Source organism: Methanobacterium formicicum DSM 3637, assembly GCF_000302455.1.
Lineage (GTDB): Archaea > Methanobacteriota > Methanobacteria > Methanobacteriales > Methanobacteriaceae > Methanobacterium > Methanobacterium formicicum_A.
The window spans coordinates 188251-204380 of the sequence record NZ_AMPO01000002.1 but is presented as its reverse complement, the minus strand read 5'-3'; the positions used below and the strand labels follow the sequence as shown (position 1 = coordinate 204380).

General features: G+C 36.8%; 11 protein-coding genes. 4 read left to right on the top strand and 7 right to left on the bottom strand.

Translation table 11 applies throughout. The features are described 5' to 3' along the window. Window positions 1-155: 155 nt before the first annotated feature. The 3 genes from A994_RS03615 to A994_RS13250 form a co-directional block, all read right to left on the bottom strand. Entirely contained in the window at window positions 156-572 is a 417-nt protein-coding gene (locus A994_RS03615) for a HEPN domain-containing protein (protein WP_004029927.1), read from the bottom strand. Next, window positions 562-1131: a nucleotidyltransferase domain-containing protein gene (locus tag A994_RS03610; protein ID WP_004029926.1), complete on the bottom strand. Its 570-nt coding sequence runs from the start codon at window positions 1129-1131 to the stop codon at window positions 562-564. Before A994_RS03610 ends, A994_RS03615 begins: the two co-directional genes overlap by 11 nt. 329 nt (window positions 1132-1460) lie before the next feature. Continuing rightward, window positions 1461-1667: a hypothetical protein gene (locus tag A994_RS13250; RefSeq protein WP_157787255.1), complete on the bottom strand. Its 207-nt coding sequence runs from the start codon at window positions 1665-1667 to the stop codon at window positions 1461-1463. 204 nt (window positions 1668-1871) lie between these two features. Between A994_RS13250 and A994_RS03605 the strand changes: the two genes are divergently transcribed. Further along, window positions 1872-4715, top strand: a complete 2844-nt coding sequence (locus A994_RS03605) for a DUF1156 domain-containing protein (protein ID WP_081580322.1) — start codon at window positions 1872-1874, stop codon at window positions 4713-4715. Between the two features lie 156 nt (window positions 4716-4871). Here A994_RS03605 and A994_RS03600 read toward each other — a convergent pair whose 3' ends face one another. After that, window positions 4872-5993: a tetratricopeptide repeat protein gene (locus A994_RS03600; protein WP_004029924.1), complete on the bottom strand. Its 1122-nt coding sequence runs from the start codon at window positions 5991-5993 to the stop codon at window positions 4872-4874. Window positions 5994-6173: 180 nt separating this feature from the next. On the opposite strand from A994_RS03600, the gene A994_RS03595 reads away from it, so the two are divergent. Together A994_RS03595 and A994_RS03590 are read left to right on the top strand one after the other, a co-directional pair. Continuing rightward, window positions 6174-9062 (top strand): DUF11 domain-containing protein, encoded by a 2889-nt coding sequence (locus A994_RS03595; RefSeq protein WP_048204050.1) that lies wholly within the window; start codon window positions 6174-6176, stop codon window positions 9060-9062. 341 nt (window positions 9063-9403) lie between these two features. Continuing rightward, on the top strand, window positions 9404-9964 hold the full coding sequence (locus tag A994_RS03590) for a hypothetical protein (RefSeq protein ID WP_004029922.1): 561 nt from the start codon (window positions 9404-9406) through the stop codon (window positions 9962-9964). 166 nt (window positions 9965-10130) lie between these two features. Here A994_RS03590 and A994_RS03585 read toward each other — a convergent pair whose 3' ends face one another. After that, the gene (locus A994_RS03585; RefSeq protein ID WP_004029921.1) at window positions 10131-12146 is read right to left on the bottom strand and encodes an FUSC family protein; all 2016 of its coding nucleotides are present in this window, start codon (window positions 12144-12146) and stop codon (window positions 10131-10133) included. 699 nt (window positions 12147-12845) lie between these two features. On the opposite strand from A994_RS03585, the gene A994_RS03580 reads away from it, so the two are divergent. Next, on the top strand, window positions 12846-13262 hold the full coding sequence (locus tag A994_RS03580) for a hypothetical protein (RefSeq protein ID WP_004029920.1): 417 nt from the start codon (window positions 12846-12848) through the stop codon (window positions 13260-13262). Between the two features lie 643 nt (window positions 13263-13905). On the opposite strand, the gene A994_RS03575 is transcribed toward A994_RS03580, so the two are convergent. Next, window positions 13906-14631, bottom strand: coding sequence for a TIR domain-containing protein (locus A994_RS03575; protein ID WP_004029919.1), 726 nt, complete (start codon window positions 14629-14631; stop codon window positions 13906-13908). Window positions 14632-14742: 111 nt separating this feature from the next. Then, the gene (locus tag A994_RS03570) at window positions 14743-16125 is read right to left on the bottom strand and encodes an MFS transporter (protein WP_048204049.1); all 1383 of its coding nucleotides are present in this window, start codon (window positions 16123-16125) and stop codon (window positions 14743-14745) included. Window positions 16126-16130: the final 5 nt, after the last annotated feature.

Sequence of the window (16130 nt, the reverse complement as noted above, 5' to 3'; positions counted from 1 at the left end):
ATATCAATATAACACCAAGAGTGTTTTATTATAAATTTGAGATATCAAGTTTAATTTCATCAATAAAAATTTAAATAGGTGAGGTGAAATGGATATCTAAGAAATTTATTCTTGAGATCTCAATATATGATTTTTATATATTAAAATAACTGCACTTATTTATCTAATTCACTTTCAACTCTCTGAATCAACTTTAATGCCATTTCCACCACAAAATGGGCTTCAGAATTTGATATTGTTCCAGCGATATCATAAACAGCTCGATGTCTTTTACGGCGGATTCTATCCAGCAAAACAGAATAATCATCCCCCAAAACTATTTCGGTGAACCTTACCACTGCAATATGTGAGTTCTTACTTGAAGGCCGGTAACCCATGTGAAACATTAAAGCTCTGACTGATTGGAGCATGGAGTTATAAGCTATGTTAAAAGCCCAATCATTATCTTCATTTTTTAACATTCTAGTAGCAGTATCAACATCTCTATGAGCTAAATCCAGAGAATTTTCTACTCTTCGAGGGTCAGGTGGTAATTTTTTGATGAACCCCTCTTCTTCCAGTCTACTTAACATCCAATTCACCCACAATTATTATTTTTGGTTCACGGAGTATTTCCTTAATAAATGGATCCTTATTATCGATTTTTTCCTGGTATTCTTCATTGGATATTGTGATGTAATTTATTTCACGAGACAACTTTTTTTCTAAAGAGTTTAATTCTCGGATAAAATTCGCTTCATCAATAGATCCCACTATAAAAAGGTCAATATCACTATTCTGGTCTGCCTTCTGGGATGCAAAGGATCCATAGATAAAAGCTAAATTGATCGGACCCCATTTTTCAATATTTTCCTTTAATAATCTGGCAACACCTTCAGTTTTCATCACCATGCTGTAAAGTTCACTGTAAAGATAAAAATCCTTATTCACCCTGAAATATTTAAGATTCCCTGCTTTTCTACTTACTAAAAGACCCATATCCTCCAGGTTAGACAGTTCTCTCCTGACTGAGTTTATGTTTTCACTGATTTTCTTGGTAATTTCCCGGACATACAACTCATCATCGGGATTTAACATGAAAATGGTGATAATTTTACTCCGGGTGTTTGATGTGAAAAGTTTAGTTAGCATGAATAAAAAATGTATTCAATTGTATAAATAATTTATTCAACAAACCCATATCACTCAATAATACCATAACATAGTATTAATAATTTTTTATTTATTAATAATATATGTGGGGTTGTATTGTTGGCAAATGGTGCTTGCTGGTAAGTAAACATCAGCAGCAACACCTATACTTGCGATCAAACACTATCAATATAACAAGTAAAATTTTATTGGCATTACTAATCCGGATCAACAACTTACAATCAGCGCCCCACTGACTAATCTTAACTTTAGTTGCAGATCGCCGGTGATAAAATAACAGCCATGGTTCTTAAGATTTTAAAGTTCATCTACGTGTGATGTTCACCTTCCAGCATACTAACGTCAACCTTCACCAGAAAGTCAGTAAGTGAACTAACATTTAGAATCCTTTCATGAGGAGATGAAATACACCAGGTTCTCCAGAAGGATCCTGAATTTATCGAAGTGCATACATATCTACGTCGCATAGACTTCAACCAGATCACAACCAGGCCTCTTTTTGGGTAGGTAGGCATATCATAATCTGCCCTAATCCTTAGTTTCAGCCTTAACTATAGTTTTAGCATAAACTTCTTAGCAAATGCATGACCAATGTTTTTGTTTTTTTCCTGATATCCATTATCATTTATATCTGTGAAGTTCATTAATATTATTGTCACAATTTTAATACCAAAAAATAATAAATTACAATCACATTTAATGAAATGGGGGGCTATTAAATAGGTAAAAAAAGACTCATTGAAAACATTTTCCCACTGGACTTAATCAGTGACGAAACCCGTAAAGAAAAGGATGGCCGTCCACCCCTTTTTGGCATACATCACTGGTGGAACCGTACACCATTAACTCTCGCCAGGGCCATGGTCCTGGCAGCACTTTTACCAGAAGACTTCCCCCTCAATGAATTTCAATCCTTAATGGGACTTGAAGAGTCTAAAGTAACCGGATCGGATGAAAATTCTACTCAAAAATTAGAAAAACCTCAAAAAAGAGCTTACAATCATAATTTAACCAAGGAAGAAGTTCAAAGATTAAAAAGTATTTATCAAGAGGATTTAGGTGTTGATAGGCCCCTAATTTTAGATCCATTTAGTGGGGCGGGTAGTATTCCCTTTGAATCCCTTAAGATTGGATGTGATGTTTTATCTGGTGATTACAGTCCCCTGGCCTGTTTGATCCAGCAGGCAACCATCGAGTATCCTGCCAGATACAGTAAGAAACTGTGGCTGGATCTGGATGAAACTTTTAAAAACATAATTAAGGAAGCCTTTGATTCTCTTAAAGAGTTTTACCCCCAGAACAATGGGCAGGATGTGGCAACATACCTCCACGCATGGGTTGTCCGTTGCCCGGAGTGTGGTTTTCAAAATCCCCTGGTAAGCCAGTGGTGGCTGGCAAAGCGCCGCAAGAAAAGAATATACTTGGATTACACCATCCATAAAGACCAGATAAAATTCACGATTAATAATGAAGGCACACCACCACAGGGTAATATATCCGGGGGAGAGGCACAATGTCTTAAATGTAACGAAACATTAAGCGGAAATTACATTCTCCGTGAAATAATGCAAAACGAGGATGAAATGCTCCTGGCCACAGTCACCTTAGGGGAAAATGGTAAAAAGTACTCATTACCCACCAGTGAAGATTTGAAAGCTATGGAAAAGGCCAGAGAGATTAGTAAAGATATTGATGATTACATTCATATTCAGGATTTACTCCCACTGGATGAAATTCCCGATGATATTAGGGGAAAAAACAATGTGAAACCGTACCTCAAGTACTGGCACAAACTCCTGAATCCACGGCAAAAAATATTGTTCAGCAATCTTATTGAATCCATCAAAGAATACAGTGATTCTGAAAAAAGTGACTATCAAAACAATAATTCTAGAAAAAGTAACTCCACATACCGTGCTTCCGTAACTGAAGAAGCAGATTACACCAGAGCGGTGATAACTTACCTTGCATTTATGGTGGGTAAACATATTAACCGAAACTGTCGGTCTACCCGGTACAACCGGAAACTGGAAAACATCACTGGAACAGTTTCACAACCTGGAATTCCTTTACTGTGGGATCACACCGAAACCAACCCATTTGTAACAAGTTCAGGCAGCTTAACTGTTATAAAAGATGAAATCTTAAAGGGTCTGGAGTACTCAGAAAACAGTATACTTAAAAGTTCAAATATCCTCAAAAGTTCAATCCCTAATCCAAGTGTAAATGGTCTGAAAAGTTCAATGCATAACCCAGGTAAAGGTGGTCTGGAAACTTCAATCCATAACCCCGGTACAAGTGGTCTGAAAATCAGGAATGAGTCCATTCTCCAGTCCAGTTTCAAATCACCACTGATTGTAACCCACATACCCTACAGGGATGATGTGCAGTATGCAGAGATGAGTGACTTTTTCTATGTTTTTGAAAAATCTGCCCTAGGTTGCTGCAGTGATCTGCCCTCAGAATCCCCTAAAACTGAGGATCTTTCCATCAGTGGGATAAGATCCACTGAATACTTCAACTACTTATTCCAGGAATCATTACAAAAACTCCATTCCTTGCTTACTGATGAGGGATTATTGGTTCTTTATTTCCAACCGGAAAACTTTAAATCATGGAAACATCTTTTAGGGGTGTTGCTGGAATCTGGTTTTAAGATAACCGCCCTCTGGCCTATCCATACCCAGGAACCCAGAAATCCTATACTTGCTGATTTTGCTTCTTTCAAGTCATCCCTGATTGTGGTAGCCCGTAAAAGTAATGTAAACCCTGAAAGAAAAGATAACACCTATGGTGTAAGAAAAAGTAACAACAACAGTACAGTAAACCATAACAACAAATGTGAAATATTTTCCATTGAAAATCTCGTTAAAAAGGTAGATCCTGAATCCCTGGAAAGCCGGATCAAAGAATTCTGGGATTATGGTCTCCGGGGAACAGACCTCACCATTTCTCTGGCAGGATACATTTTAAGCCAGGATGATGATATTTCTGGAGAAATTCCATCAATTAAGAGAGCAAGAGATAAAGAGACTAATCCTAATAATGGAAATCTTAATTTAGTTGATTTATTAACTGTTTCTCAACAAAAAATCATGCACTGGGTTCTCAATCAATTCACAACAGAATATGAAGATATGGATACACCCACCAGGTTTTACCTCTTCTGCCGGCTGAGCGGATTGGATGGGATGAGTGTGGATACTGCTAATTTAATACTCAAAACATTGGATATGAATCTGGAAACTATTAAAAGAGCAGGATTTATCAAGATGATTAAAAAAGGCCGCAAGAAGGGGTTGAAGATCCTCCAGTTCCATGAAAGGCTAGATATAAACATTGAATACCAGATTGATGCTGCCCATATAGCTTTGAATCTTTATGAGATGGTGGGAATCAGTAAAGTTCAATCATTCCTCAAAAAGAATCCAGATAAAAACTATGTTAATATCATTTCCACCCTATCAAAAATAGGATTTAAGGATTTAGAACAGGAATTATCCGAGGGTATCATAAATTCCAGGGATATCGTGGAAAAAAGCATAAGAGATTCACTTATTTAAATCTTATTAACAGTTTAACAATCTTATTAACAGTTTAACGATTTCGTTATAATCCCTTTATTTTCCTTGTAATTGACATATTTACTTATAATTCTTATATTTACTTATATCCCCGTAGCCTAATCTCTATATTACATTATTATCTCTTTATTTGCTTTATAATCCTTTTAATCTCTTTATATGTTCCTGTGCATCGGTAATTAGGTCCATGTTCAGTACCGGTGATATGTTCTCGGCCTTGAGGTTTCCCCTTCGCTGGGAACTGATTTCCACAGTCTTTTCATAACACAGGGTTGCATCATCATATCTTTCTAACCGCTCCAGTGCCTCTCCCTTACTGAACCATGCTATGGAATGGTCTTTTTTAATGTAGATCACCACATCAAAGCATTTTATTGCCGCTTCATAGTTCCGGGTGGCAAACATTGCCCCGCCTTTATACATCAGGGCATCTATATCATCCGGTTTAATTTCCAGTAATTTGTTAAAATACTTTACAGCCTCATTGTAATTACCGTTTTTTAGTTTATCATAACCTTTTTGAGTGTATTGGTTTGTAATGATTTGGGATACTTTCTTACCTGTTATCTTGGTTCCCAGGTCATGTGGATCGATCTTCACTGCCTCTTCAAAGACCTTGTAAGAATTCTCATAATCACCCAGATAAGCCAGGGCTAATCCTTTGTTGTTTAAAATATCTAAATTGGAAGGTTGAATCTCCAGGGCTTTATTATAACAGGAAAGGGCCTGTTTATATCCTTTGATCCGTTCCATTGATTTTTTATTTTTTATCATCTGAATGATGGCGTTTCCCTTGTTGTTCAGGGCTTCTGGAAAATCTGGATGGATCTTCAGGGCCTTATCATATAGTTTAATGGCCGGGGAGTACTTTTTCTTATGATAAAGAGCCAGTCCCCTGTTGTTAAACTGTTGGTAATCAGTTTCAAGATCTTCATCCATTGGTTGGAATTTTCTCATTACCTCATCATGGGTTTTAACGTACTCTAACTTTCCTCCACACTGGCATTTTATAAAATCCTCCAGTTTTTCCCCTTTTTGTAATACGTAGTACCCATGACATTTATCACACTGTAAATAACCACCATTTAACTTCTCGGATTCATCTTCATTCCAGTCCTGATTTTTGTTTAGATTCTCACTATGGGTTTCAACGTACTCTAACTCGCCCCCACATCTGCAGTTTCCAAAATCATTTATAGATTCTCCTTCCTGCAGTATGTAATAACCTTTACATTCTTTGCATAGTACGTACTTCATTCAAATCCTCTTAAATGATGGTTGAAGTCTATTTATCTGTTTTAGATTTCCTATAATCTAATATTAGTGTTTCCCCTAAATATACACTTTCTCCAGTATCATTTGTTATTATTATAATAATATAAATAGTATCAGTGACAATATTGATGTGCATGTTAAAAATTAGGGGGAGGTGATAATGTGCAAAAGAACATGCGAAAGGGAATTGTTTTTATTTTAATGACAGTAGCATTAGCTATAGCTTTCTCTGGCTTTGTAACAGCTGCAGAACCAGCTAATAATGATACTTCGTCATTAGATACCCAATCTAACATGGCAGATAACCCTCCACCTGCAGAATCTGATACGCAAATAGATGAACAAACAACTACTAACCAACAATCAACCAATACCACTAATTCATCATCTTCCATTCCAGATCCAGATGTTGGTGTCACTATTGATGCCTACAATTCAACTTTCAATCCAGCTAACTATCTGGGTGGAGAGACTTATAACCCAATAACCACCGCCCATGATGGGGATACAGTCTGGTTAGCAATATATGTTTACAACAACGGCCCAGAACCTACTTCTGGTGTTAACGTTGCTAACATCTACAACGTGCTAAGCTCTACTGATTTCACCCTGAATAACTGGCAGACCTGGTACTTTGATGGAACCTGGCATATTTCAACTTCAGTATGGAACCCAGATTCTGGCATATGGACTACAGAAACGTTATATCCAGAAGATACTCTTAATGAGATTACTACACAGTACCTCTTCATTAATGCCACCATACATGGAACTGACAATCTGGTTAACAACACAGTAACCAAGTTAACACCACTTCCCAAAGATGAGGGAGGTAGTGATCCTAACCAGTTAAACGACCAGGCCAGTGCACTGATACAATTAATTCCTGATGCTCAAACCAGTGTCTGGAAATGGTACAGTGATGTTACTGGAGATCATCCAGATTTCCCTGGTTACAGCACCTTAAGGTATCTTGATACCGCATATCTCTACCTGAAAGCCAATAACTATGGCCCTGATAATGCCACTGGCGTGATTGTCACTGATGTTATACCTGACGCACTTGCTGTGGACTTATCCAACATTAAGGTAAGTTATAACAATCCATTTACCTGGGTGGATCCAAGTGGAACAGTGAACTTTGACAATAGTACTAACACAATTACCTGGAGAATTGGTGACCTGAACCTTGGTGATGAATTCTACCTGCAGATACCTATTCAGGTGGTTAAAAGCAACACCACATTCACCAACACCGTGACCCTGAATCAGATCACTCCCACATCAAAACCAAACTTGCAAACAGACAGCAAAACTCTTACAGTGCCACCTTTAGATGCCCAGACCAGTGTCTGGAAATGGTACAGTGATGTTACTGGAGTTAATCCAAGTTACCCTGGTTACACCACCTTGAATTACCTGGACACTGCTTACCTCTACCTGCAAGCCTATAACTACGGCCCTGATGTCGCATCCAACGTTGTATTAACCGATGTGATACCCACCTCTTTAGGTGTGGATGTTTCCAACATCAAGGTAAGTAATGGATGGCCGTTTAACTGGGTGAGCCCTGCCGGTTCAGTGAACTTAATTGGAAACACCTTAACCTGGTCAATTGGGACCCTGAACAGTAATGGTAACTATTACCTCCAAATACCTGTACATGTCTTAAAAAGCAACGTTACCATTAATAACACTGTAACTGAAACCCAATCAACTCCAACATCTGAACCATCATGGCAAACTGCCAGCAGTTCCATTAACATTCCACCGGCAGCAGATGTGTCCATCGCTAAACAGTTCACCGATGCAAGTGGTAATCCTATTACCACTACTTGGTACGGAGCTAATATCACTGGTGTGATAACTGTTACCAATCATGGACCAGACGGTGCCAGTAACGTGGTTATGACTGATACCATGCCGGATAATCTGGTGGTTTCAACCAGTTCGGTTTTAACCAGTTACAATAATGGAGCAACATGGATAAGCAGTGACCCCAATGTGAGCTGGGTTTTAAATCAGCTCACCTGGAACATTGGAAACATGACCAGCGGTGCTAATTACCTGTTGAAATTCAATGGAACCGTACCCGTACATCAGGGTACCATCAACAACACCGCCAATGTAACTACCAGTACATACTATCCAACCCATCTCCATAACAGCAGCACTGCATCAGTAGATGTGGTTATGGCTGCTGATATGGGAGTAATCAAAACTGTGGATGATATCACTCCAGCTATTGGGCAGATCGTTACCTACACCATTGTGGCTACCAATTATGGCCCTGAAAATGCAAGTGATGTGTGGGTTTATGATTTACTCCCAGAAGGTGTGACTTTCCTCAATGCAGTTGCATCCCAGGGTGAATATTTTGTTACTGGTGCCAATGCGGGATGGTGGCATGTGGGTGTTTTAAACAACACTTTATCGGCTGTTTTAAACATCAACTGCACTGTTGATCCTGCACTGGGATCCATGGTGACTAACACTGCTGTGGTAGGTTCTGAATTATTTGATCAGAACATGGCCAACAACATGGGCAGTGCTACTTTCCTGGAACCTGTTGCAGATTTAGATCTGACAGTAGCTACCAGCAATCCTATGCCAAAAGTGGGTGAACAGTTCTGTTACACAGTAACTGTGACTAATGATGGACCAAGTAATGCTACAAATGTGATTATAAGTGCCCCTATTCCTGCCGGTTTAACTTTAAATAACTGGTGGGCAAGTACAGGTACCTATGCCAATGGTCTATGGAATATCGGAACAATCCCTAACGGTACTAGTGCAGTGTTAAAACTCTATGTTACGCCTACAGCAGCTGTTGCAGGTAACCGAGTTCCTTTCACCGCTACTATTACCTCGCTGGATCAGTACGATCCCATAATACCATACTCTGCAAGTGTAAATGTACAGATACCAAAGGAAAATGCAGAAGTAAGTGCTAAAACCGTGCCAATGCAAGCCACTGGTACACCTTTAGTCCCTCTCGCATTAAGCGCCTTATCTATCCTCACAGGACTAGCAGTTAGTAGAAGGAGATAAGAAAAACTTATTTCCTTTATTTTTTATTTTTTTAAAAAGTATATCCTATTTAAATAAATTTTACCCAGACTGTTCTATGAATTGGTGATTTTTCAAGTTTTATTGTACGTTTTTATGACGTATATGGAGTTTTTAATGATTAACAATTTTTGAATATTTTTGTTATTGTAATATAACAAAAAATTGTAATTAATTTGATTTTGTAATATTAATGATTTTAAGTAATTTCTGTTATATTAATCCAACAAAATGGTTTATACTATTTTAAAATATTTTTTATACTAAAAAGAGCCATAAATAGGATTACATTAATACATATTTAACAATTTAGGGGTGTGGGAATGAAGGTTAATTACAAAACAATCATAATAATGTTAATCGTGGCATTGAGTGTCGTTATGGTATCTGGTTGTACTTTTAACGGTTATAAAACGTTTGATAAAGATGGTTTGTCTCTGCAGTATCCTGGAAACTGGACTGAAATCAGTATCCCCATAACTGATCAGAACATGGCCAATCAATCTGGTTTTAACATAACTGGAGTGTTCATTGATGGCCAATCCATCAACAATTATACATTCATCATGGAAATTGCAGTGGCCAATATCACAGATAGCAACCTCACAGCAGCAGCCGATAAGTTGAACAACAATTACATAATCAAAGAAGCCAATACAGCCCCATATATTAACAGAACAACAGTTAAAAACGGTTATGAAGCTATTGTTTATACCTACAATGGAACTGGAGCTTCTTCAAACTTAACAGTATATGAAACTACCTATGTTTTCACCAAAGACAATAAAACGGCTTACTACATTATATTTGCAACCCCCAGTAACAATACCAGTCAAAATCAGCAAATAATACAGAATATCATGGATTCTGTTACCATAAAATAATCAACGGAATTAAGAGTTTATCCTAAAATCAAAAACTAGGATAATCTCCAATCATTCTTTTGATTTGATCTCTCTTTTTTTAATTAGTTATCCTTGAATAAATCAATCTTAACTCAAATTAAAATAGAATATCCCTATACATATTACTAAATTCTAATACTTGTCTTTAAGCTAAATCAGATTTACTGTACTTTTTAAACGCTCCCAAACGCAGGGCCAATTCCACATCTAACTGAAGGTAATGAACATCATTTATTATCATGTTCAAATAGTTTTCAATATTTTCTTCTAAAATATCCCCCTTATCTGAAATCCGGTCAATTGTAACCGGGGGTAAAATAACATTTTTCTCAACAGATAAAGCTATTTCTCGCAGGGCACTGGTTAACTGTTCTGAGTATCTTGTGATATCTTTAATCGATTCTCCAGACTCAAGTAATGATCTGGCTTCGGTTAGATCTGAGGATAACTTACGGTTTATAACACCCAGTTCCCTGAATAGACATATATCTTCTCCCACATCCTGAAAGGTATCTTCAACTTTCCTCAGGGATGATTCCAGGTTCTTTTCCTCAAGTAAATATTTTCTATAACTTTTAGAAATTATTCCATCATTAGTATCGTCAAAACTTGCCTGGAATATGTTTTCTGCAAATTCGCAGTTGGCGCGGATGTTTTTAGCGATCTGTTCCGGGATGTTCACAGCTTGCTTACCTGGCCAGATCAGGTAAGCACAGCAAAATGCAATGATTCCACCGAGGGTTATGTCAATGACTCTGGCTAGGGCATTTCCCCAGAGAGGCCCGGTGGGCCAGGTTAAGGCCACAAAAACAGTTATGGCCATGAGTGATAGTCCCATATAATTTGGGAAAAATGCCCTGAAGAAAAACAGCATCAGGAAACCCAGCAGTAGGAGGATGTCATGAGGAAAAATCAATCCCATAATTAATACCAGTATAATTGCCAGGAAATTGAATAAAACCCTGGATATGAAGTTGTTAATGGTGCTGGTTACATCCGGCTTCATTATGATCAAAATACCCATGGTAATCCAGATAAAATCCCTATCATGGTAGGGTGATAAGTACACTGCCAGGAGCCCCAGGGTGAGAGCTAATGAAAATCGCAGAACATGGTGAATGTACATATTATTCAGATTAAAGTTTGCAGCAATCACTTCACTGAGCCTGTTGCGTGGTGAGGAAAATGATTTTCTAGTAACCGTAGGATACTCCACTAATAATGATTCATTTGCTCGCTTCAGTAAAAATCTGAGCCTAATCAATAAGTTTATAGGGTTAGTTCCCTCAAAAACAGAATTATTTTTAGATTTATTTTTATATTCAGATCCTTTCTCTACTTTTTCAAGTTCCAGATGAACTGAAGTTAAACCAACCTGCCCTGGAGTACCGGTAATGTGAGATGCGATTTTTATACTGGCCTTATCCACAGAATCCATGAAACCATGGTATAGTAGCTGTGATTGGCATTCCATAGTAGATATGATAAGTTTACTGTAAGTTCGGTATCGGGTTAAATATGTTCCAATCTTTAAAAGATTGTAATCCCTCTCATCAAGCAGTAATCCTGACAGGGCCTGCCTGGTTGACAAGACCCTTTCCAATGAAGTTTCAGGTAGGAATGTTGTGGAAATCATCCGTAAGATGTCGGTTTTTCTTCCCAGTGCCCGGGGAACCAGGAGGATACTGGCAACAAGGAATGATAAAATTATATAAAGCAGCCATTCACGGATATTAACTGTCTGGTTAATGAATATAACCGAGAATATGTAATTAATAAATATTAGAAAGCCCAGTGAACCTGCGGTTTCACTGAAAATGAACAGGGAGGAGGAGAAAAATGCCAGGATAATGGTGAATAAAAGGAAAACCGGTAGGCTTGAAAGAGATAAAAATGAACATATGAAGGCTAGAAGTGTTAAAAAGAATCCCAGTAACGTTACCTGTATAATTTTACGGAAGGGTAAGGGTAGGTCAATAATTATAGTGGCATTGAGGGTTATAAGCATTATTAACTTAGTTCCATCTCCTAATCCCGTTAATTGAGCTATTATAACCGCCAGAAAAATTAGTAAAATTGATTTTATAGCCTTTCCCCACTCTATGGGGCCAGTGGGTTTTGAAGGGAGTTTCCACCGGCTAGTGAAATTTTTCTTTTCCATCCTATCACCGAATAATTTTGAGTATAGAAATTTTAAAGATTTTATTAATTTAATAAGAGCCTCTTAGATACGAATCTGACTAAAATACTATTTTTTATCTATTAAAAATATGATATAAATAGGAATTATTAAAGGATTATTTTTTTCCATTTCAGAGAAACTCTCAAATCTGATCACTTTTATAGGATGGTAAATTATTTTCTTTAATTTTGAAATTTGGGAAATGCAATAAAGAAACAAAAATCATTCTTCCAATTGTAATTTCCAAAAAAGACTGGATTACTACACAAGAAAACTTTAAACAATTGAAAAATGGTGAAAATCTATCTGAAATTTATTTTGAAGTTAATGGCTAATTTTTTTTAAAGTTCATGTGGAGATGATCAGTTTAATATGACTTCAATTTTTTGAGGATTTTTGGTCATTAAATGTATTAGAATGTGTTTAAATCCAATACATTATCATGCATTTATTTTTATTAGATATTAAAGTATAATTAAAATATAATGGGCATATTAAGGATCAATTAAGATCCGTTAACTATATAAATAATCAAAACATAGCATAACAACATACAAATAACCTTGAAGTAGTTTAAGACAAAATAAGCTTTAATGTGTCCTGAATTTTTACAAAGTTGGATGTGGCTGCCAAAGTCATCTCCCACTCCCAAAAAACGTTTATCATATTCTGATTACAATGAGAAAAGAAATAACTTTAGAAATGGATCCAGAACTACTGGAAAAGATTGAATCATCACCATTTAAAATGGAAGATTTGTTTGATTTAGCTTGTATTTTATCTATTGAGACAAATTCCATTATTAAATTACGTGAAATTCATCAAAAAAAGCTCAAAATGAAATCAAAAATAAGGCAAGAACAAAATGAAATTTATCATGATTTGGAAAAAGCCAGAAAAGACAAATCTTTAATTTTGAATAAGTATAAAGGCTTTTATCATAATATGCCCCTGTTTGAAGCTGTGGTTGATGAGAATGATCCAGATTTATTTATTGTTGAAGAATCTGAATACAGTTACCGTATTGATCATGTTAACTTTTTAATTGATAGTTGCTTATCAGAAATTCAGTTTATGGATAAGTTTGATGAATAAGATACTGTTTCAATTATGGAACTAATTTTTTAACCTAACTTTACTGAAAAAAATTCAATTATTACAATTACTCCAAACTAACGCGATTTAGTCAAACAATAGTAATGATTCATAGCAATAGCAAGATTTAAAATTGTTTAATATTTAATAAGCTGATAAAATAGTCAATATTAGGGTTTTTTATCATCGTATAATTTATTAACGATCTTTAACAAACCTAATCTTTTAAAAAGAGTTACAAGAGTAAAAATACCTCTTAAGAACAGAATTATGACATAAACAACTTCAAAAAATATTAAAATAAATATTAACACTTAGAGAATTTGGTATAATCCAAATTGTAATGATAACCAATATTTTTATTTATAAATTTTATATGCTGCTTCTCAACCAAAATATAGGCTCCCTAAATTTTTTTTAGAATTTTAAAATCATATACTCTATAACAAAGTGATTTAAATCTTTAATAATGGAATAAATCTACATGAATTAATAATTTATTAGTCTTAGATAGTATCTTCAATAAGAGATGTATAATATGGTTATATAAAAACTAGGTGAAGATAGAATCAAAAGTGAAGCCTAAACTGGTTATCTTTTTCCAGTTACTAGATTTATTATAGAAATAAGATAATGTGTGCGATCAGATTGATTTATCTAATATTCTAGGCATTATTTCTTCCAATTTCTTTTTATTCTCAATATACCTGGATGCAATTGTTTCAAGACCATTGGATGAGTGAATATCATCAATATCATGAAACAGGATGTCTGCACCTTCAAAAACCGGTTTTAAGTTGGGATTATAACTGGCATAATCTGGAAGTATCTCCTGGTGAGATACTTTAGCTTCCATTACAATATCATGTATCTTTAAGGCCAGATCATCAATTTGAGTCTCTCTTTCTTGGGGTGTTCTGGAGGGCATGTAATGGGAGATGAATCTGTGGGTTTGGAAAGCTGGGAAAAAATGCATGGCCCCATAATCATCATCTGGACTACCATATGGACTTCTAGTATCTGTTCGGATTCCAATAACAAATTTACCCATTAATTTCCCGTAGGATGCTTCCACAACCATCCCCTCATCCAGAGGTTCATCAAGATTGGCCAGAATAACATCACTACCTTTAAGTAAAACCCCCATATCGAGGTAATAAATCACAGTTGAAACTGCAGAATTTATCTGACCAGCAGGGACCATCCCACTGAGTACTTCTTTCAAGTTCCCAAATTCAAAACCATCTCTCTGGGGAAAATTAGTCTTATAACCCAATTTTTCGAGTTTTTCCACTAATACCGAGTTGAAATAGGTTTCCCTCCCGTTAAATAGGGCAGCTGCAGGATAAATTACAGTTTTAGCTTGCATGGTAATCTTTTAACCCTGAATTTAATAATATATTTTTTTATCGAAATAACAAATTTTATCTAAATACTAAATATGTTTATCTAAATACCAAACTATGATAATTCCCTGGAATTACTGTTCCTGATTGAGTTTCATGGTTTCTAACTGTTTGGCACGATTTTTAAGGCCCAATGTCAACAGCATCATACCCACTGCTAAAAAAGCAATTAAAATATAAGCTGATTGGTAACCAGTTAGCTTATCCGCCTGAGATCCTATTACTGCACCTACCATGGCACCACCGACCAGCTGCCCTGCACTGGCGTTGAAATTTATCAGAGCCTGACCTGCAGCCCGTTTATCTGCTGGGCTTTCGGTTAACATGATGTAACGCAGGGGAGATCCAAGCACAGTTGCCAGGCCCACTCCAATCACCACACCAGATAGTATGAACAGGTAAAAGTTACTGGCAAAGAAGCTTAACATGAATAATCCCACCGCCAGAGTGAATGTACCAACAAACATAACCATTTTCGTACCGAATTTATCAAGTAACCGGCCAATTACCGGGGCACTGACTCCAAGGGCCAGGACAAGGGGTATAACCATTAAACTGGCATTGGATGTGGTCAGTGCTAGTGCTACCACAGCCAGGGCAGGCATGAATACAATGGCAGTTTGACATAAACCAGTTCCAATGGCAATGCTGGTGGCTATTTTCACCTCTAAACTTTTATACAGATCAATCTCGATTACTGGATCAAGAGCATTTCTCTCCACTTTCAGTAAAAGTGGTAATAATATTACAGAGAACGCCAGGAATGGCCATACATAAAGGGATAATACGCTGCTGGTGAAGTTAGCAGTATCGATCTGGTTAACACCCACTGCCAGGGAGCCAACCATCAATGCGAAAACTACAGTGCCTTGCCAGTCAAACCTAACATTTGCCTGTCTTTTGGTTACGGGTAATATGTAAAAGCTTAAAGCAATGATAACTGCGGCTATTGGTATGTTAATGATGAATAACCATTGCCATCCATAATTAAGGAGTAATGCTCCAAGTATTGGTCCTAAAATTCCAGATAAACCCCAAACAGAACCAATTATTCCCAGTGCTCCACCTCTCTTTTCCGGGGGAAAGGTGTCCCCTATAAATGCACTGGCCACCGGGAATATGCCCCCTGCCCCGAACCCCTGAATAGCCCTACCAATTAGCAACTGTTCAAAGGAGACGGAAGTAACGGTTATCGCCGACCCCAGGGCAAAAATGAAAATATCAAGGACATAAATACTTCTCCTACCATAAATATCAGACAATTTAGCCATTAAAGGCGTGCCGATCATGAAAAACAGGATGTATATTGCGAATATCCAGGAAACCAGTCGTTCGTTAACACCAAACTGTCCCTGGATTGCAGGAAGTGCTGGACCCACGATCCCTATATCCAGGGACCCCATGAAAACACCAATGAAAATTAGAATTAAAATTCTATTTCTGTGCCGTTTATCCATATGTT